This is a genomic window from Gordonia sp. OPL2, from assembly GCF_003797825.1.
Classification (GTDB): domain Bacteria; phylum Actinomycetota; class Actinomycetes; order Mycobacteriales; family Mycobacteriaceae; genus Gordonia.
This window is the reverse complement of the sequence record NZ_RKME01000022.1, coordinates 1-18,557: the sequence shown is the minus strand read 5'-3', so window position 1 is coordinate 18,557 and position 18,557 is coordinate 1. Positions and strand designations below refer to the sequence as shown.

Here is an 18,557-nt window from a genome sequence, read left to right as displayed (position 1 = left end):
GTGCAGATCGACGTGACTGCCGAATCCTCTCGGCTGCCCCTGGTCCGCAGGACGCTCGCCGTCGTCCTGGACGGTGCGGGGCTCGACGGCGATACCGCCACCGACCTGACCCTGGCGACCGACGCCATCGCCGAACTCGTCGTGTCGTGCTCGGCGCACACCGCGCGACTGACATGTTCGGTCACCACCCACGTGCAGTGCACCGACGTGCTCGTCGTCGGGTATCTCGCCGACGAGCTCCCGCTACCCACCGACGGCTTCGCCTGGCACCTGATCGAGGCGATCACCGAGCGTGTGTCGGTGACGACGGGGGATCAGGGTCGCGTCGAGGTGTGGTGCCGGAAGAACCACCCGCGCGCAGCATGAACGGCACGCGACACCGGTCTTCACCGTGACGGGCCGATCACGCACCGCCGCGACGCCTCGCGCGCGACCTGTGGCAATCTGAGTCGCGAGTCACGGAGGGGTGGATCATGGCGAAGAGCGGATGGGGGCCGGCACAGGCGCCGCGGATGAACGACGCGACCGTGGTCGTCACCGGCGCCAATTCGGGGATCGGACTGGCGACGGTCCGACACCTCGCTCGACTCGATGCGCAGGTGGTGATGGCGTGCCGCAATGCGGGTGCGGCCGATCGTGCCCGCGCGGACGTCCTCGATTCCGTCCCGAACGCGCGTGTGGACATCGTGCAGCTCGATCTCAGCGACCTCGCTTCCGTCCGCAAGGGCGCCGACGAGATCGCCGACTCCTACCCGGTGATCGACGTCCTCATCAACAACGCCGGGGTGATGGCCGGTCGTCACCAACTGACCGCCGACGGCTTCGAGATGGACTTCGGGACGAACTTCCTCGGCCACTACGCCCTCACGGGACTGCTGCTCGAGCCGCTCCTGGCCGCGCGGTCGGCTCGCGTCGTGACCGTCGGCAGCAACGCGCATCGGGCGGGGGCCGTCGACTTCGATGACCTCGGACTCGACACCTCGTTCACGACGTCGAAGGCCTACGCGCGCGCCAAGTTCGCCCAACTAGTGTTCGCCGTCGAATTCCAGCGGCGGCTCTCGGCCGCGGGCCTGAGCTCACCGATTTCCGTCGCCGCCCACCCGGGCGCCACTCACAGCGGTGTCATGCGTGATTCGGGCGCGGTGATGTCATGGCTGTTCACCACGCCATCGCTGCATTGGATTCGACGCACCTTCATCATGGAGGGGCCAGAGGGTGCGCTCCCGTCGCTACGAGCGGCGACCGATCCGAGCGTCATCGGCGGTCAGTACTACGGGCCGTCGGGGCCGATGCAGTTCACCGGCCCGCCCGCGCTTGCCCTGCCCAGTCCGCGTGTCGTCGAACCCGAACTGGGACAACGGCTGTGGGAGACGGCGGAGGAACTCACCGGCATTCGCTATCCCTTCACCCGCACTCCGCAGGCGTAGCGGAAACCGTCTCTCCACGCCGATATCGGCTCCGTCTGCGGGCGGGTGGTGAGGTGGGGTGCGGGAGCGGCTCGGCGTGGCTAGGGGACCTCGACCGCATTCAGCATCGCCAGTTTCTCGTGACTTTCGCTCCCGGGAGTGGCGGTGTACACCAGCAGGCATTGGGTGCCGTCGGGGTCGAGGAGTGTCTGGCAGAAGACCTCGATGAGGCCGAGTTCGGGATGCAGCAGTCGCTTCCGACGGTCGGCCAGGCTGGTCGCGACATCGTGGCGACGCCACAGTTCGGCGAACTCGGCGCTTTCGGAGAGCAGGACATCCGCGACCTCCGCGGCACGTGAGTCGGGTCCCTCGCGGGTCACCGCCGCCCGCAAGCGCGCGGTGTGCGCGCGGGCGTGATGGTCGTGATCCTCGGCCGGAAAGCGTTGTCGGGTGACCGGATCGGTGAACCAGCGGTAGGCGATGCTGCGGCGGAACCCGGCGAAGTGGGTCTCGTCGCCGACCAGTGCCACGCCCGGGGCGGTCTGCAGCAGGGTCTCGCCGGCACTGTTCACGACCATCGCCGGGGTGTCGGCGAGGCGGTCGACGATACGCATCATGCCCGGCCCGACGTGGTCGGGGACCGAACGGCGCCCCGGGGCGTTGTGCCCACCGAGGCGGAACAGGTGGTCGCGTTCGTCGAGGGTGAGGTGGAGCGCACGCGCCATCGCCGCCAGCATCTGCTCCGACGGCTGCGGTCCGCGCTGCTGTTCCAGGCGGCCGTAGTAGTCGGTCGACATGCCCACGAGCATGGCCACCTCTTCGCGACGCAGGCCGCGGGTGCGTCGTCGTGAGCCGAGCGGCAACCCCACATCGGCGGGTTGCAGCGCCTCACGTCGATTGCGGAGGAACTCGGCCAACCCGGCCCGGTCGATCGCCATGCGGACGTCCCTGTCGTGTCGTTCGGTTGCTCTCACCACTTTGGCCTATCGGTACACCCGCAACCAGGGATCGCCGGTCCCCGGATCCACGCGGCCTTGTCGACCTCGCGCGTCGGGGGTGGACTGGATCGTGACAGCCGGGACGACCGGCGGACGGCACCGTTCGACGGACGGCGAGCCGACGGAATCACGAAACGAGGAGACCATGCGCATCAGCGGGAACACCATCTTCATCCCCGGGGCGACGTCGGGCATCGGACTGGGTCTGGCCCGTCGGCTCCACGACGCCGGCAATCGCGTCATCGTCGGCGGGCGTCGAACAGAGCTGCTCGACGAGATCCGGGACGCACATCCCGGCATCGAGACCGTCCGCATCGACACCTCAGACGCCGACGACGTGGCCCGGGTGTCCGCGGACGTTCAGCAGCGTTTCCCCGAGACGAACGTGCTGATCGCGATGGCCGGCATCATGCGCGGCGAGGATCTGCGCCGCCCGGACTTCCTGGCGACGGCGGTCGCCGAGGTCGAGACCAACATCCTCGGCCCGCTGCGTCTTGTCGCGGCGTTCGGCGAGTTCCTCGAGGCTCAGCCGGAGGCGACGATCGTGACGGTGTCGTCGGGGCTGGCGTTCACCCCGATGGCCGGCACCCCGACCTACAGCGCGACGAAAGCAGCGATCCACTCGTTCACCGACAGCCTGCGTCTGCAACTGGCCGACACCTCGGTGAACGTCCTCGAGCTCGTCCCGCCGGCGGTGCAGACCGACCTCACCCCGGGTCAGGCCGACGCCGACTGGGCGATGCCGCTCGACGACTTCTGCGACGAGGTCATGGCACTGCTGCCGACAGCAACCGACGAGGTCCTCGTCGAACGGGTCAAGCCCTTGCGGTTCTCGGAGGTGCAGGGCACCCGCGCCGACCTGATGGCGGCACTCGCGCGTCAGGTCGCCTGACCACCCCCGCTCCCGCCCACCTCGTCGACCGTGTCCAGAATTTCGCCGACCGTGCCCACCGCGGGCACGCTCGGTGAAATTCAGGGCACGGTCGGCGGTTGTCGGGATGTGGCCGATGGTGCCCACGGCCGGATGATCGGCGGTTCGGCATGCCACACGCCGGGGGTGACTCGGGGTTGGGCCGATCGCGGCGCCGACGACGCGCGACGACGCGCGACGGCGGGTGTCAGTCGCCGCAGGGTTCCGCGGTCAGATCGTCGATCCCGTTGCCCATGCAGGCGGCGGTCGCGGGACCGGTTCCGGCGAGTGCGATCCCGGTGGCTGCGGCGACGGATGCGAGGACGGCAATGATCTTTCGTGTCATCGGAGGTGTCTTTCGTTGCGGCGCTGTCACCGAGGCGCAGCGCCAAGCGGATGGGACGCGGGACATCTACCACCGACCCGGGCAGCCGTTGCCCGTAGAAGTGTCGCGCCTCCATCCTTGCGCCGTCACCCCGTCTGCGCAGCGAATTCGCGGATCAGCCTGCGCCCGAATCTCCTATGACGTCGACGCCAACGCATCCGCTGCCCGCACGAACGCCAGATGCGACAACGCCTGCGGCGTGTTGCCGGCCTGACGGCCCTCGGTCACGTCGTACTCCTCGGCGAACAGTCCCAGATCGTTGGCGGTGGCGCAGGCCCGCGTCATCAGTTCGTCGGCGTCGTCGCGCCGACCGCTCAGCGCATACTGCGTCACCATCCAGAATGTGCACGCCAGGAACGGATGTTCGTCGCCGGCGAGCCCGTCGACGCCGGTGGTGGTGCGATAGCGGTGGACCAGTCCTCCCCGCATGAGGGTGGCCTCGATCTCGGCCACCGTGGCCAGCATCCGCGGATCGTCGTAGGCGCAGAAACCGACCTGGGGAAGGATCAGCAGCGACGCGTCCACCTCGGTGGTCCCGGCGTACTGGACGAATCGGCCGGACTGGGGATCCACGCCGTTCTCGTCGATCTCGGCGCGCACGCGGTCGCGCAGCTCCCGCCAGTGATCGGGCGAGCCGTCCAGTCCGTAGACCTCGCAGCCGCGGACCCCGCGATCGAACGCCGCCCAGATCATCGCGCGGGAATGGGTGAACATCCGGGGTTCGCCCCGCATCTCCCAGATCCCGTTGTCCGGTCGTTCCAGATTCGCCTCGACCTGCTCGATCAACGCCTTCTGCAGGGACCACGAGATCGGCAGCTCGGTCAGCCCGGCGGCGCGCGCGGCCTCGAGGCCGCACAGCGTCTCACCGATGACGTCACCCTGATACTGATCCACCGCGCCGTTGCCGATGCGGACCGGCGCCGCCCCCTGATAGCCGGGGAGATGCGGGAGTTCACGCTCCTCGAGGTCGCGCTCGCCGGCGATTCCGTACATGATCTGGATCTCGCGGGTGTTCCCGGCGATGGCACGCATCAGCCACATCCGCCAGTGTTCGGCGACATGGAGGAAGCCGTGATTGACCAACGCCTCCAGGGTGAGTGATGCGTCCCGCAGCCACACGTAGCGGTAATCCCAGTTGCGCGCGCCGCCGAACTGCTCCGGCAACGACGTCGTGGCCGCGGCGACGATGCCCCCGGTGTCGAGATTGCTCAACGCGCGCAACGTGATCAGCGATCGCACCACCTGCTCGTGATGCGGTCCGGTGTGATCGATGCGTCCGGCCCAGTGCGTCCACCAGTCGTGGGTGTGGGTCAACGCTGAGCCCACGTCGAGCGGCTCGGGTTCGGGCCGGTAGGAGTGATACCAGGTGAGTGTGAGGTCGACGGTGACATCCGGTTCGACGGTGAAGAATCCCCGATGCACATTCCCGTCCGCGTGCAGTGCCACACCACGGACGATGACGGCGTCGGGTCCTGCGATCGCGCGCAGCGCGGGACCTTCGTCGGTGCCCGCCTGCATCACCCAGGGCACCGCGCGTGCGTAGTCGAACCGCATGCGCAGATCGGTCTCGAACTCCACATGTCCGGAGATGCCGGTGACGCGCCGCACCAGGTCGACCCGGCCGCCGTCGATCGGCATGAACTCACGGACCTCGGCGACACCGGTCGCCGTCTCCCACCGCGTCACCAGGATGAGGGTGTCCTCGTCGTAGCGACGCGTCGACGTGGCCTGCGGGTCCCGAGGGGCGAGCGCCCAGCGACCGTGTTCCTCACTGCCCAGGAGGGCGGCGAAGACCGACGGCGAATCGAAGCGTGGTGTGCAGAACCAGTCGACCTCACCGTCGGAAGAGATCAGTGCTCCGGTGCGGCAGTCGCCGACCAGTCCGTAGTCCTCGATACTCGCGCGCATGACATCGATTGTCACGGCTCGGTGTGACGTTGTGGTGAAGTGCTGTCGCGACACGCCCATCGGGAGTTAGCGTCGGGCATGGCCGAGACCACTCTCTTCATCCTGGGCGCGACGGGCGATCTGACATCGCGGTTGCTCCTACCTGCGCTCGAGCAACTCCTGACGCTCGAACCCGACCGCGGTGTGCGGCTGGTCGGTGTGGGTCGGCGGGACGTCGGCGACGACGCGTGGCGGGCGCGCGTCCGGGAGGCGTTCGGCGACGACGCATCCGACGCCGCCACCTCGCTGGCAGAGCAGACGACCTTCCTGCAGGCCGACATCTCGTCTGCCGACGGGTTGCGGTCGATCTTCGATGCCGCCGACGGGCGACCGGTCCTGTATTTCGCCGTGCCGCCCGCCATCGCGCAGGAGTCGTGCGAGGCGATGACCGGTGTCGACGTCCCCGACGGCACGATCCTCGCCCTGGAGAAGCCGTTCGGCACCGATCAGGAGAGCGCGCACGAGTTCAACGAGACGTTGGCTCGGCTGGTGCCCGAGAACCAGGTGTTCCGGGTGGATCACTTTCTCGGACAGTCGATCCTCCTCGACCTGATCGGCGTGCGGTTCGCCAACCGCGTGTTCGAGCCGGTGTGGTCGGCCGAGCACATCGAATCCGTCCTCATCCGCTACGACGAGACGCTCGGACTCGAAGGTCGCGCCGGCTATTACGACAAGGCGGGCGCCTTCGTCGACATGCTGCAGAGCCATCTGCTTGAACTCATGTCGGTGGTGGCGATGGATTCGCCGGCCTCCCTGGGTGAACGTGATCTGCGGGACGCGACGGCAGCGGCCCTGCGGGCGACCCGCGTGTACGGCGGTGATCCGGTGCAGTCGTCGCGGCGTGCCCGGTACACGGCCGGCGACGTCGACGGCCACCACATGCCGTCGTACGTCGACGAGGACGGAGTCGACCCGTCGCGCAACACCGAGACACTCGCCGAGGCAACCTTCGAGGTGTGTACGGGCCGATGGGCCGGGGTGCCGTTCACGCTGCGCTCGGGCAAGGCGATCGAACCCGCCGTGAAGGAGATCGCACTCACCTTCCGCCCGGTCCGTCATCTCCCCGAACAGTTCCACGGCGACATCGCGCCCAACGTGCTGCGCTTCGCCTTCGGCCCGGACACCATGACGCTGGAGCTGAACGTCCACGACGGTGCTCATCCGTTCGACCTCAAGACCACCCATCTGAACGCTGATCTCGGGCAGGGTTCGATTCACGCCTACGCCGAGGTGTTGTCCGGGATTCTCGACGGCGACGCCACTCTCGCCGTGCGGGGCGACACGGCCGAACAGTGCTGGCGCATCGTCGATCCCATCCTGGATGCCTGGAAGTCGAATCGGGTTCCGCTCGACGAGTATGCCGCCGGGACAATCGGTCCGGACTCCTGGCCGACCCCGTGACCCGGTTCGAGCCCCGGACCGACGCGGCCGTCATCGACGACCTCCGACGACGACTGCGTGCGACACGGTGGCCCGACATGACCGACGACGCCGGCTGGGGCCTCGGTGTCGACGTCGACTACCTGCGTGAACTCGTCGACTACTGGATCGACGACTTCGACTGGCAGGCCTCGGAAGACTCGATCTGCGCGCTACCCCATCGACGAATCATCATCCGGGGTCTGGGTATTCATGTCATCCACAGGACCGCCGTTCCCGGTGCACGCCCTGCGGTTCCGTTGCTCCTGAATCACGGGTGGCCCGACTCGTCCTGGCGCTACCTGAAAGTGCTCCCGCTGCTGGCAGATCCGGGCACCCACGGCGGGGACCCCGACGACGCGTTCGACGTGATCGTCCCCGATATGCCCGGATTCGGCCACTCCGAACGGCCGACCCGCCTCATCGACTCGCGAGATGTCGCCGGACTGTGGGGCGAGCTGATGACCGAACTCGGCTATGAGCGCTTCCTGACCGCCGGCGGCGACATGGGCAGTCATGTCAGCAGATTCCTCGCACTCGATCACCCCGACCGTGTCGTCGCCGTGCACCGTATGGACGCCGGTCTGCCCCGATACACCGGTGACCCGGCCGACCTCACCGACGACGAGCGCGCATGGTTGCGCACCGGCGCGAACTGGGCTCGGGCGGAAGGGGGTTACGCCGCGATGCACAGCACCAAACCGCAGACGGCGGCCGTCGGACTCACCGACTCGCCGGCCGGCCTCGCGGCATGGATCGTCGAGAAGCTGCGCAGTTGGAGCGATTGCGGCGGTGACATCGAGAGCGCGTTCACCAAGGACGACATCCTCGCACTGGTGACCCAGTACTGGGTCACCGAGACCATCGGATCGTCGATGCGGATGTACCGCGCGAACGCGATGATCCCGCCGGAGCAGTACACCCGCCGCGTCGAGGTGCCGTCGGGATTCTCCCTGTTCGGGGGCGACGTCCTCCGTCCACCCCGGGCATGGCTCGAACGCACCGCGAACGTCGTCAGCGTCACCGAACCCGCACGTGGCGGACATTTCGCACCGTATGAGCAACCGGAGTCCTACGCCGAGGAGTTGCGAACGTTCTTCCGCCCGTTTCGTTCACACTTTCGGTGACGACGGCCTCGGTCCGACGGTCTCGAGATGGCAACGGCGCCACAACATATCCGCACCAGGCCTCGCTAGTTCCCGCCGGCGTCGATAGTGTCCTCCGGCAAGGGGGCCAGTCACAAGGAGAAGCTATGCGTCGTCATGTCCTCGTCCGGTGGGCCGTGTCCCTGATCGCCCTGTGCGCCATCGCCGGCATGGTGCCCGCGGTGGCCGACGCGCAGCCTCGACCCGGTGCCGTGCAGGTCGTCGGCGTGGCCAAGGGCGTCGGCTACTCCATCAAGGTCACCGGCCGCGACATCGCCTACACCGTCACCAACGTGCCCCGGGTGAATGTGCTGATTCCCGGAGCGTGCACCACCGCCGTCATCGACGCGGTCAAGGCCGCCCCGATCGTCGGGCCCGACATCATCGCGCTGGTCCAGGGGCAGAGCGTGGACGTGGTCAAGCTGCTCACCGAACTCAACGACGCGAAGGCCGTCGCGGCCACGGATCTGGCGAAGTTCGCCGACAAGAACGGCACGGTCACGAGCACGTTCAAGGGTCTGCCGGACGGTCTGTACGCCGTCATGAGTGTCTGCAATCTGAACCGGAACCTGTACGGTCTCACCGGCGCGTTCATCATGGGCGAGGGTCTCGACTACGGGTCCTCCGCCTAGGCGCACGACGACGATCGGTCAGGAATCGAGAAGCCCTGACCGTCGTCGGCGCATAACGTCATCACCTATGACGAACATCGACTCCATCACCCTCGAAGTGCCCGATACTGCAGCTGCAGAAACCTTCTACGACAAAGCATTCGGCCTCGGCGACCGGCTGCGCTTCCAGAAGTCGGAAGCGCCGACCTCCGGTTTCCGGGGCTTCGTGCTGTCCCTCGTCGTCGCCGATCCGGGTGTCGTCGACTCCTTCCTGCATCCCGCCATCGATGCCGGCGCGACGGTCCTGAAGCCGGCCAAGAAATCGTTCTGGGGATACGGCGGGGTCGTCGCCGCCCCCGACGGAACGATCTGGAAGGTCGCCACCTCGACCAAGAAGGACACCGGCGCCCCGGCCCGCACGGTCGCGGACGTCGTGTTGCTGATCGGTGCCGACGACGTCGCGGTCAGCAAGAAGTTCTACGAGACGGCAGGGCTCACCGTCTCGAAGAGCTTCGGCCGCAAGTACGTCGAGTTCGACAGCGCTCCCGACGCGGTGACGCTCGCCCTCTACGGCCGGAAGGCTGCGGCCAAGGATGCCGGTGTCCCGGCCGACGGATCTGGATCACACCGGATCGTCGTCGGCGGCGGCGCATCGTTCACGGACCCGGACGGATTCGTCTGGGCGTGAACACTCGAATCGATCCGGGGCAATAGTCCGCGCCAGGCGCGGACTATTGCTGTGCTGTGCACGCGTTCCTCCAAACAAGGGATTGACACAAGTTACCGGCGAGTAGAGGATTATGGCGCTGGTCACCCGGGAAGTCGCCGTCGGCGCTGGGTCACATGCCGGCGAGCGCGGCCCGGAGTCGTGCGGGGGAACGACATGCCAGGGGGCGGGATGGTGCGAGAGATGGTGCGACGAGGACGTCGGCAACACCGAGCGAGGTGGGGCGGATCTCGGTGGGGGACGCTCGTCGTGACGATGGTGGCCGCTCAGCTGGCCTTCGGGCTGGCGCCCGCACCGGCCGACGGCGCGCCGCTCGGAATCGATCCGCCGCAGTGGACCCGCACACATGACGCTGCAGCGCAACGGTATCCGGGCATCGCAGTCATCCCCAGCGTGCCGATCCGCATGTCCGACGGGACGGTCCTACGCGCCGACGTCTACCGACCGGCGGACCGCTCCGGGCGGGCGGTACGCGATCGGAACCCGGTCATCGTCAACATGACCCCGTACAACAAGCTCATCAGCATGATCGCCGCAGCCGGCGGCAACGTGCCGGGTCTGTCGAAGCCGGCGTTCGACCTGCTGGCCGGAGTGAATCTGTCGGGAACCCCGATCTCCGGGACTGAGCGTCTGCTCAAGGTGGCCAATGGCGGTCTGCCGAGTCTCTTCTCGATCGACCCGCAACTGGTACGCAGCGGCTACACACAGGTTGTCGTCGACGTGCGCGGGACCGGGACGTCGCAAGGTGTGTGGGACGTCTTCGGGCCACGGGAGCAGAAGGACACCCTCGAAGTGCTCGACTGGGCGCGCTCACGCGCTTACTCGAACGGCGAACTAGGCATGTCGGGTTACTCCTATTCGGCGATCAACCAGCTCCAGGCGGCGGCGCAGCGTCCCAAGGGACTCAAGGCGATCTTTCCGGCCGCCCCCATGACCGACATCGTCGCCGATGTCGTGGCTCCCGGAAGTGGTTACGGTGCAGGGTTTCTCGCATTGTGGCTGTTCGCGGTGAACAGCTCGAAGATGATCCCCGACATCCCGAGCCTTCTTCGTGGACAGTTCGATCCGACATGGCTTCGAGATCGGGTCAACAATCCTGCGGTGTTCGTCAAGGAGTATCTCGAAGGACTCACCGCGTCGAGTGTCGGTTCACTGACGGGACGGACCAAGGAGATCGTGCAGCTGGGTTCGGCCTATCGCAAGGCATTGATGACCGACGCCGCCCGAGTCTCGGTGCCGACCTTCGTGGTCGGCGGGTGGCAGGACCTGTTCACCAACATGGAGTGGCGCGCACTCGATCAGTTGAGCGGCGTCCCGAGCGGTCAGAAGAAGCTCGTCATGAGCACCGGTCAGCACGTCACCAATGGTTGGGACATGCGTGGCGTCGCCGGCCAGCCGCCGTCGATGGCGGTCCTGCAGCGCGCATGGTTCGACAAGTGGATCAAGGGCATCGACAACAGGATCGACGAATACCCCGCGGCGACAAGCCATCAGCAGGGTGGCGGCTGGGTTCAATCCGACACGTTCCCGCGGGCGGGGCAGGAGCACCGCAGGCTGTATCTGACGTCGAAGACCAGCGGTACGTCGCCCACCTCCGTCCGTGACGGATCGTTGTCGGCGGCCGCGCCGCGGACCCCGGCGCGGTGGACGGTGGCGCCGGGAGCGACGACTCTCTGTTCGTCCGACACCAACCGGGACCAGATCGGCTTCTTCAGCCCGTTCGACTTCTGCAGTGCCGACAATCGGGTGGCCGAGCGCGGCGCACTCACCTTCACCTCGCGTCCGGTTCGTGCGGCGACCTCGATCAACGGCCCGATCAACGTCCATCTGAAGACGCAGGTCGACGCCACCGACGGCTTCTACGTCGCCACCGTCAGCGACGTCGCACCCGACGGGTCGTCGCGGGTCCTCACCACCGGCTCGATGACCGTGTCGATCCGGAATCAGATGGTGCCGTCGCAGTCGAGTCACGCCCCGAACGGCGACGTCACGGATCCCATCTATGCCCTCGACGCCTTCACCCGCGACACCGTCCGGCCGGGCTCGACCCAGTTCCTCGACATCGGCGCGCTCGGCACCGACGCGTTGCTGAAGCCGGGCCACCGCCTGCGTGTGAGCATCTACGCCTTCAACGCCCCGCGAGCGGTCAGTTTCGGGCCCATCAGTCACGACAGCGGTCTTCGGCCCGAGCACGTGGTGATCGACCCGACGGCGCCGAGCTGGGTGACCGTGCCGAGCAACCGGCCGATCTCCTGACCGGAGGAGCACGGCGATTCGCGTCGGCCGGCGTTGACGCTCGATCCGTCGACAACCGGCCCGCGAAGTCCGACGATGGTCGGCATGCATCCGATCGAGATCTACCACCGCTGGATCGATGAACTGTGGAACGGCACTGTCGACCGCGACGGACTCACCGACGTCGCCTCGTCCCTGGTCACCTCGGACTTCGTCGGGCACTGGCCGGGGCGGGAGGTCCGCGGACCGGCGGAACTCGCTGCGGTGATCGCCGAGACGAAGGCGATGTTCGACGAGGTCACCTTCACGCTCGACGTGCAACCGTTCGCCGGCGACGACCACGTGGCGGCCCGCTGGGTCGGTGCCGGGGTGAGGGACGGCGAGACGACGCGCTTCACCGGTAACGACATCCTGCGCCTCGACGGAGAGCGATTCGCCGAATACTGGGTCGGAACAGTCGAGCAGTGACCGATGATCCATGGCAGGGCCCGCGGGGTACGCGGACCGTTGTGAGGAGATCAGGAGGCCGCGCGTGAGAGATTCCACGGGTATCCCGGCGTCGTCGGCCACCGGACGCTGGCTGATCGCGGCCGCGGTCCTCGGCTCGGGTGTGGCGTTTCTCGACGGCACGGTGGTGAATGTCGCGCTGCCCGCCATCGCGCGCGACCTCGACACGGGCCTGAGCGGTCAGCAATGGGTGCTCGACGGGTACCTGCTCACATTGAGTGCCCTGTTGCTCGCCGGCGGAGCCGCCGGGGATCGATACGGCCGACGACGGGTGTTCGTCATCGGACTCGGTGTCTTCGCGGTCGCGTCCGTGGCGTGCGGCCTCGCACCCACCGTCGAGTGGTTGATCCTCGCCCGCATCGTCCAGGGCATCGGCGCGGCGGCGGTGGTACCTGGGAGCCTCGCGCTCATCGATGCTGAGATCGCCGACGAGGACCGCGGTCGCGCGATCGGCCTATGGGCCGGGATGTCAGGTGCGACAAGCGCACTCGGCCCATTCGTCGGTGGATGGCTGGTGGATGCGGCCTCGTGGCGGTGGGTGTTCCTGATCAGTGTGCCGCTCGCCTGCGGTGCGATGTGGATCGCGCAACGTCACGTGCCGGAATCGCGGGACGGCGAGTCCTCCGGTCGTCTGGACATCGCGGGCACCGTGGCCGTCGTCGTGGGACTCACCGGTGTCGTCTACGCCTTGATCGAAGGTCCCGCACAGGGGTGGGGGCCGCCGGCGATCCTGGCCGCGACGGTCGGCGTTCTGGCCCTGCTGATCTTCCTGGTGATCGAGACCCGCGCAACGAATCCTCTACTGCCGCTGGGACTGTTCCGCTCCTGGCAATTCACCGGTGCCAACCTGACGACCCTGGTGGTGTACGCAGCGCTCGGTGGGGCACTGTTCCTGCTCGCTCTGCAGCTGCAGCAGAGTCTTGGCTACTCTGCGCTCGAGGCCGGGGTGGCGACGGTCCCGTTCACCATCGTCATGCTGTTCGGGTCGCCGCTGTCCGGGAAGATCGCCCAGGTGACCGGACCACGGCTGCCGATGACCGTGGGGCCGTTGGTCGCCGCGGCAGGCCTGGCCCTCATGATGCGCATCGTCCCGGGCTCGCACTACACGACGTCGGTGCTGCCGGCGGTTCTCGTGTTCGGTCTGGGTATGACGATCACCGTGGCACCACTGACCGCGGCGGCACTCGGCGCGGTGGGTCCGCAGCACGCGGGTACGGCCTCCGGCGTCAACAATGCGGTCGCCCGGGTCGCGGGACTGTTGTCCGTCGCGGTATTGCCGGCCGCCGCGGGGATCGAGATCGGGCCGGGTCAACCACTCGGCGACGGCTTCGGGACCGCGATGGCCGTCTCGGCGGTGTGCTGTGCCGCCGGAGGCGTGGTCGCCCTGGTGAGCATCCGTACCGGTACCGGGTTCGTCCCGCACGTCCAACCGACACCCGAACACGCCTGTCAGCGACCCGAACCCGCCTCCGACTCGCATCGGGATGCCTGACGGGTCAGATGGTCACGCTCGGCGGCGTTCGTCGCGCGCCGGGCCGCCTCGGCGTAGGCGGTCGCCGCGACAGCGAGTTCGCCCGCCCGCTCGTGCAGATGTGCCGATGCGGCGTCGTAACGCGGAACACCGGGATCGATGTCGGCGAGAGCGGCGAGTCCGGCGCGCGGACCGTCTGCTTCGCCGACCGCGACCGCCCGATTCAGCCGCACCACAGGTGAATCCGTGAGTGCCGCCAGTTCGTCGTACCACTCGACGATCTGGACCCAATCGGTCTCGTCGGCGCTCTGGGCGTCGGCATGCAGTGCGGCGATAGCCGCCTGGGCCTGATACTCACCCAACCGGTCACGAGCCAGCGCCGACTGCAGGATCTCGACTCCACGGGCGATCATCGCCGTGTCCCACAGTGTTCGGTCCTGCTCGGCCAGGGGGATGAGTCGGCCCGACGGCCCGGTGCGCGCAGGCCGTCGCGCGTGATGGAGGAGCATGAGCGACAGCAGGCCCCGGACCTCCGGCTCGTCGAGGAGATCGGAGAGCTGCGTGGTCACCCGGATGGCCTCCGCAGCGAGGTCGACCTCACCCGAGTAACCCTCGTTGAACAGCAGATACAACACGTGCAGCACGGTCGACGCGTCACCTGGCCGATCGAGGCGAACCCCGGCGATACGCTGCTTGGCGCGGCTGATGCGTTGCGCCATCGTCGCTTCCGGGACCATGTACGCCGCCGCGATCTGGGCGGTGGTCAGACCCGCAACGGCGCGCAGGGTCAGTGCGATCGCCGACGCCGACGTCAATGACGGATGGGCGCAGAGGAAGTAGAGCCACAAGGTGTCGTCGCTGTCGGAGACAGTCTCGGGTTCCGGCTCGCGCGCGTCGAGTTCCTGCCGTGCCGAGCGCGCATCGTCGCTGCGAACCTGGTCGAGGAACTTGCGCCAGGCCACGGTCACCAACCACGCCTTCGGCTCGCGAGGCGGATCGTCGGGCCAGACCTCGAGCGCCCGGACGAGCGCCGACTGCACGGCGTCCTCGGCCGACGCGAAATCCGCTCCGCGCCGGACGAGGACACCGATCACCGACGGGATCAGCTCACTGAGTCCGGTCGTGTCCACGTGCGTGGGCTCGGATCGTCAGTCGGTGATCGTCGGCGGTTCCGACATGACCGGCCGGAGCTCGAGCCACTCGCCGAGCGGCTTGCCCTCGGCGCCCGGCGCCGCCGACAACTCGCCTGCCAACTCGAGGGCACGGTCGTAGGTGTCGACGTCGATGATCATCCACCCGGCGATCAGATCCTTGGTCTCGGCGAAGGGGCCGTCGGTGACGGGCGGGCGGCCCTCGCCGTCGTAGCGGACCCACACGCCGTCCTCGGCGACGGCGTCGCTGCTGACGAACTCACCCGACTCCTGCAACTTCGATGCGAAATCCTGCATGTACGTGATGTGCGCGTCCCATTCCGCGGAGGTCTCGGGGATGCCGTTGGTCGGGGTCTTGCCACCGCGGTAGTGCTTGAGAAGCAGGTACTTGGCCATCATTGTCTCCTTCGGTCCGACGCGACCATTCTGGCCGCGTTCACCCCTGGGACGGAGCCGAGTCGGGATTCTCTACATGCCCCACGACCCATTCTGTGGCGACGTCGTCCCGGCGCACCGGTCCATGGCAATACTCCGCGCTCACCGCGGACTAATGCCCCGGATCGACGCGGGACCGACACGAACGTTTCCTCGTCGTTCACGCCGATCGCCTGAAGGGATCGCGCAGTCCGGATACCGTCGAGTACGGCCACTACGAGGAGTGCAGATGTCAGCTGATTTCGCCGACCGAACCGACTTCGACAATGCCAATCGCGGTCTCATCGCCGAGTTGGACCCCGCCCGCGTCGAGGCCTCCGACGGCCGAGTCGTCTACGACGCGGCAGGTTTCGCGGCCGCGACCACCGGAGACTGTCCGGACACCGTCAACCCGAGCCTGTGGCGCCAGGCTCAACTCACGGCGATTCACGGCCTTTTTGAGGTGACCGACGGGATCTACCAGATCCGTGGCTATGACCTGTCGAACATGACGCTGGTCGAAGGGGACACCGGCGTCATCGTGATCGACCCCCTGGTTTCGGCCGAGTGCGCGTCCGCGGGGTTGGGACTGTATCGCGAACACCGAGGAGATCGTCCGGTCACCGCGGTGATCTACACCCATTCGCACATCGACCATTTCGGCGGCGTGCTCGGAGTGGTGGACGCCGATACCTCGGTACCGATCGTCGCACCCGAGCACTTCCTCGAGCACGCCGTGTCCGAGAACGTCTACGCCGGCAATGCGATGCTGCGCCGCGGGATGTACCACACCGGCGTTGTCCTGCCGGTCGGAGCAACCGGCACGTTGGGGGCCGGGCTCGGACCGAGTACTTCCACCGGCACTGTCGGACTCCTCGCGCCCACCGTGGACATCACCCACACGGGACAGGTGGAGACGATTGACGGCGTGCGGATCGTCTTTCAGGTGACACCCGGTACTGAAGCCCCGTCGGAGATGAATTTCTTCTTCCCCGATCGTCGGGCACTCTGCATGGCGGAGAACGCAACTCACAATCTGCACAATCTGCTGACGTTACGTGGTGCCGAGGTCCGCGACGCGCGTAACTGGTCGCGGTACCTCGCGGAGGCCGTCGAGATGTTCGGCTACGACTCCGACGTCGCGTTCGCGTCCCATCATTGGCCGACCTGGGGCACCGAGAACCTGATCGGCTATCTGACCCAACAGCGAGATCTGTATGCGTATCTGCACGATCAGACGTTGCGCCAGATGAACAGGGGTTTCGTCGGAACGGAGATCGCGGAGGACTTCCCGATGCCACCTGCGCTCGATGCGGCGTGGCACACGCACGGCTACTACGGGTCGGTCAGCCACAATGTCAAAGCCATCTACCAGCGCTATCTCGGGTGGTACGACGGCAACCCGGCGCATCTGTGGCAGCATCCGCCGGAGGCGACGGCTGCTCGGTATGTACGCGCGATCGGCGGCATCGATGCAGTGGTCGCCCGAGCGCAAGAGTTCGCCAACGAGGGTGATCTGCGTTTCGCGGCCGAGTTGTCGAGTCACGCGGTGTTCGCGGAGCCCGACCACGCGGGCGCGAAAGCTCTGCTCGCCGAGACGTTGACCCGACTCGGCTATGGCTCCGAGTGTGCGACGTGGCGTAACAACTACCTCGTCGGCGCCAGCGAGGTCGATGGGCCACCGCACCCGGCCGAGGTCAGCGCAGCGGGCATGGCGACGGCGCTCACGATCACCCAGATCTTCGACAGCCTTGCCATCAGAATCGACGGTCCGCGCGCCTGGGACGTGACCGCCTCGATCCGTTGGCATTTCACCGACAGCTCCGAGGTCTATCGGATGGAGTTGTCCAACGGCGTGCTCGTCCATTACCCGACACGCCGATCGGATCCCGCCGACCTCGTGGTGACGTTGACCAAGGCGCAGCTTCTCGGTCTGCTCGCCGGCGTGGGTACCGGCGGCATCGACACGGACGGTGACGAGTCGACGATCTCGCGGATCGTCGGCCTGACGGACGAGCCCGACAACGCGTTCCGGATCGTGCTGCCCTGACCGAATCGCACCGGATGAGCGCCCTTGCCGGGGTACCTTCACAGCACGCCGACCGAAGGGCACCCACCATGACATGTGCAACAGTCGACCCACGGAGCCGGTGGCGAGGTCGTCGTCTGGTCGCGACGAGGTGGGCACGGTCGGCCGTTGTGCTGGCGGGTGCACTCGCGGTGGTCTTGTCGAGCGGATCAACCGCGGGAACCGCAAGCGCCCGGCCCGGTGACGGCTCACCCTTCGGCAGCTCCAACCTCGGGGTCGGCGAGTACCGGGTGCACAAGAAGCTGACGCTGGACCTCGGGGCGGGCGCCCGGGGTGGCGTCGAGGCCGTCGACGGTCACTGCGTGAACGCCAATGGAGAGTTCCCCTTCTCGATGACGAGCGATGCGCCGCAGGTGCACGATCTGTGGATCGACGCGAGCGAATCGTTTCCCGTGTGCATCACCGATCTGAGCTCGATGGTCTTTCGCGTCTACCTAACGAGCCCGATCACGAAAGAGCTGAAGATCGCCATCGGTGAGCGGCCCGGCGGTGGGTACGACATCTATTGCTATGTCCATGTGGACGACCCCAGCACATATCCGCTCACGTGCTCGTTCGACTATGGCACGGACCTGGGGTCGGCGATCACCGTTCGTCGCGCACGCTGAAACGACGCTCCCGCTAGCTATCGCATTTGTCAGCAGGCACCTTCGCCGGTGCGAAGGTGGCCGCTGACAATGCGGTAGCTGCAATAGGCGCCGGCGCGGGGTGGCACAGACAGCGGGCCAGTGGGTGTGCTGACCGTTCCAACGTGTAGGATCTCATCCTCTTTGTCAGTCGCGAACTGGGGTTTCTCATGATCTTGTCACCTGTGGGTTCTCACTAACTTGTCAGAATCCTCAGGCCAGCACTGCTCCCCGGCCGGCGCGTCATAGTTCGAGGTTGCAGTGCTGAAGCGGCGGGTTGCTAGGAGACCGCTACGCGACGTGAACTGCGGCTTGTGAATGGTCGAACCGTCCGACCGGCTGAACAAGGGCGATCGAACGCCGGCCGGTGTCGTGGCGATGTTCCCGGATGTGACGTGTAAGGGCTCGGGACATGCTTGACGTCGTGTCGTCGGGACATCGTTGACGTCTCACGCTTGTCGGTGGTCGCAGTCAGAGTGTGGGGGGTGTCCTTCTCTGCTGAGACTGAATCCGATG

General features: G+C 67.1%; 17 protein-coding genes. 12 read left to right on the top strand and 5 right to left on the bottom strand.

Annotated elements, in window-relative coordinates:
* Together EEB19_RS18785 and EEB19_RS18780 are read left to right on the top strand one after the other, a co-directional pair.
* Nucleotides 1-366 (top strand): hypothetical protein, encoded by a 366-nt coding sequence (locus tag EEB19_RS18785; RefSeq protein ID WP_187588878.1) that lies wholly within the window; start codon nt 1-3, stop codon nt 364-366.
* A gap of 107 nt (nt 367-473) precedes the next feature.
* Nucleotides 474-1,427 carry an oxidoreductase gene (locus EEB19_RS18780; protein WP_187588877.1) on the top strand — a complete coding sequence of 318 codons (954 nt, stop codon included), beginning with the start codon at nt 474-476 and terminating at the stop codon, nt 1,425-1,427.
* A gap of 80 nt (nt 1,428-1,507) precedes the next feature.
* On the opposite strand, the gene EEB19_RS18775 is transcribed toward EEB19_RS18780, so the two are convergent.
* On the bottom strand, nt 1,508-2,344 hold the full coding sequence (locus tag EEB19_RS18775) for a helix-turn-helix transcriptional regulator (RefSeq protein WP_187588876.1): 837 nt from the start codon (nt 2,342-2,344) through the stop codon (nt 1,508-1,510).
* Between the two features lie 205 nt (nt 2,345-2,549).
* Between EEB19_RS18775 and EEB19_RS18770 the strand changes: the two genes are divergently transcribed.
* Nucleotides 2,550-3,296 carry an SDR family oxidoreductase gene (locus EEB19_RS18770; RefSeq protein WP_187588875.1) on the top strand — a complete coding sequence of 249 codons (747 nt, stop codon included), beginning with the start codon at nt 2,550-2,552 and terminating at the stop codon, nt 3,294-3,296.
* Nucleotides 3,297-3,522: 226 nt separating this feature from the next.
* Here EEB19_RS18770 and EEB19_RS18765 read toward each other — a convergent pair whose 3' ends face one another.
* Together EEB19_RS18765 and EEB19_RS18760 are read right to left on the bottom strand one after the other, a co-directional pair.
* Complete coding sequence (locus tag EEB19_RS18765; protein ID WP_187588874.1) at nt 3,523-3,660, bottom strand: hypothetical protein; 138 nt, start codon at nt 3,658-3,660, stop codon at nt 3,523-3,525.
* A 174-nt stretch (nt 3,661-3,834) separates the two neighbouring features.
* The gene (locus EEB19_RS18760) at nt 3,835-5,607 is read right to left on the bottom strand and encodes a glycoside hydrolase family 15 protein (RefSeq protein ID WP_187588873.1); all 1,773 of its coding nucleotides are present in this window, start codon (nt 5,605-5,607) and stop codon (nt 3,835-3,837) included.
* Nucleotides 5,608-5,685: 78 nt separating this feature from the next.
* Between EEB19_RS18760 and EEB19_RS18755 the strand changes: the two genes are divergently transcribed.
* The 7 genes from EEB19_RS18755 (at nt 5,686) to EEB19_RS18725 (ending at nt 13,782) form a co-directional block, all read left to right on the top strand.
* Nucleotides 5,686-7,047 carry a glucose-6-phosphate dehydrogenase gene (locus EEB19_RS18755; protein WP_187588872.1) on the top strand — a complete coding sequence of 454 codons (1,362 nt, stop codon included), beginning with the start codon at nt 5,686-5,688 and terminating at the stop codon, nt 7,045-7,047.
* Entirely contained in the window at nt 7,044-8,192 is a 1,149-nt protein-coding gene (locus tag EEB19_RS18750) for an epoxide hydrolase family protein (protein ID WP_222929955.1), read from the top strand. The genes EEB19_RS18755 and EEB19_RS18750 overlap by 4 nt, the downstream gene beginning before the upstream one ends.
* Before the next feature lie 125 nt (nt 8,193-8,317).
* Complete coding sequence (locus tag EEB19_RS18745) at nt 8,318-8,842, top strand: hypothetical protein (protein WP_187588871.1); 525 nt, start codon at nt 8,318-8,320, stop codon at nt 8,840-8,842.
* A 67-nt stretch (nt 8,843-8,909) separates the two neighbouring features.
* The gene (locus tag EEB19_RS18740; RefSeq protein ID WP_187588870.1) at nt 8,910-9,509 is read left to right on the top strand and encodes a glyoxalase; all 600 of its coding nucleotides are present in this window, start codon (nt 8,910-8,912) and stop codon (nt 9,507-9,509) included.
* A 294-nt stretch (nt 9,510-9,803) separates the two neighbouring features.
* Nucleotides 9,804-11,804, top strand: coding sequence for a CocE/NonD family hydrolase (locus EEB19_RS18735; protein ID WP_187588931.1), 2,001 nt, complete (start codon nt 9,804-9,806; stop codon nt 11,802-11,804).
* Nucleotides 11,805-11,888: 84 nt separating this feature from the next.
* A complete protein-coding gene (locus EEB19_RS18730; RefSeq protein WP_187588869.1) occupies nt 11,889-12,251 on the top strand; it encodes a nuclear transport factor 2 family protein in 363 nt (120 codons plus the stop codon).
* 64 nt (nt 12,252-12,315) lie between these two features.
* Nucleotides 12,316-13,782, top strand: a complete 1,467-nt coding sequence (locus EEB19_RS18725) for an MFS transporter (protein WP_262365772.1) — start codon at nt 12,316-12,318, stop codon at nt 13,780-13,782.
* Here EEB19_RS18725 and EEB19_RS18720 read toward each other — a convergent pair.
* Entirely contained in the window at nt 13,740-14,891 is a 1,152-nt protein-coding gene (locus tag EEB19_RS18720) for an RNA polymerase sigma factor (protein ID WP_187588867.1), read from the bottom strand. The genes EEB19_RS18725 and EEB19_RS18720 overlap by 43 nt on opposite strands.
* 18 nt (nt 14,892-14,909) lie before the next feature.
* Nucleotides 14,910-15,308 carry a YciI family protein gene (locus tag EEB19_RS18715; protein ID WP_187588866.1) on the bottom strand — a complete coding sequence of 133 codons (399 nt, stop codon included), beginning with the start codon at nt 15,306-15,308 and terminating at the stop codon, nt 14,910-14,912.
* Between the two features lie 268 nt (nt 15,309-15,576).
* On the opposite strand from EEB19_RS18715, the gene EEB19_RS18710 reads away from it, so the two are divergent.
* The gene (locus EEB19_RS18710; protein WP_187588865.1) at nt 15,577-17,376 is read left to right on the top strand and encodes an alkyl/aryl-sulfatase; all 1,800 of its coding nucleotides are present in this window, start codon (nt 15,577-15,579) and stop codon (nt 17,374-17,376) included.
* A gap of 149 nt (nt 17,377-17,525) precedes the next feature.
* Nucleotides 17,526-18,023, top strand: a complete 498-nt coding sequence (locus EEB19_RS18705) for a hypothetical protein (RefSeq protein WP_187588864.1) — start codon at nt 17,526-17,528, stop codon at nt 18,021-18,023.
* Nucleotides 18,024-18,557: the final 534 nt, after the last annotated feature.

Bases quoted from the DNA above. Each gene is read 5' to 3' on its own strand.
- EEB19_RS18780 (WP_187588877.1), top strand. From the start codon at position 474: ATGGCGAAGAGCGGATGGGGGCCGGCACAGGCGCCGCGGATGAACGAC.
- EEB19_RS18775 (WP_187588876.1), bottom strand. From the start codon at position 2,344: ATGGCGATCGACCGGGCCGGGTTGGCCGAGTTCCTCCGCAATCGACGT.
- EEB19_RS18770 (WP_187588875.1), top strand. From the start codon at position 2,550: ATGCGCATCAGCGGGAACACCATCTTCATCCCCGGGGCGACGTCGGGC.
- EEB19_RS18765 (WP_187588874.1), bottom strand. From the start codon at position 3,660: ATGACACGAAAGATCATTGCCGTCCTCGCATCCGTCGCCGCAGCCACC.
- EEB19_RS18760 (WP_187588873.1), bottom strand. From the start codon at position 5,607: ATGCGCGCGAGTATCGAGGACTACGGACTGGTCGGCGACTGCCGCACC.
- EEB19_RS18755 (WP_187588872.1), top strand. From the start codon at position 5,686: ATGGCCGAGACCACTCTCTTCATCCTGGGCGCGACGGGCGATCTGACA.
- EEB19_RS18745 (WP_187588871.1), top strand. From the start codon at position 8,318: ATGCGTCGTCATGTCCTCGTCCGGTGGGCCGTGTCCCTGATCGCCCTG.
- EEB19_RS18740 (WP_187588870.1), top strand. From the start codon at position 8,910: ATGACGAACATCGACTCCATCACCCTCGAAGTGCCCGATACTGCAGCT.
- EEB19_RS18735 (WP_187588931.1), top strand. From the start codon at position 9,804: ATGGTGGCCGCTCAGCTGGCCTTCGGGCTGGCGCCCGCACCGGCCGAC.
- EEB19_RS18730 (WP_187588869.1), top strand. From the start codon at position 11,889: ATGCATCCGATCGAGATCTACCACCGCTGGATCGATGAACTGTGGAAC.
- EEB19_RS18715 (WP_187588866.1), bottom strand. From the start codon at position 15,308: ATGGCCAAGTACCTGCTTCTCAAGCACTACCGCGGTGGCAAGACCCCG.
- EEB19_RS18710 (WP_187588865.1), top strand. From the start codon at position 15,577: ATGTCAGCTGATTTCGCCGACCGAACCGACTTCGACAATGCCAATCGC.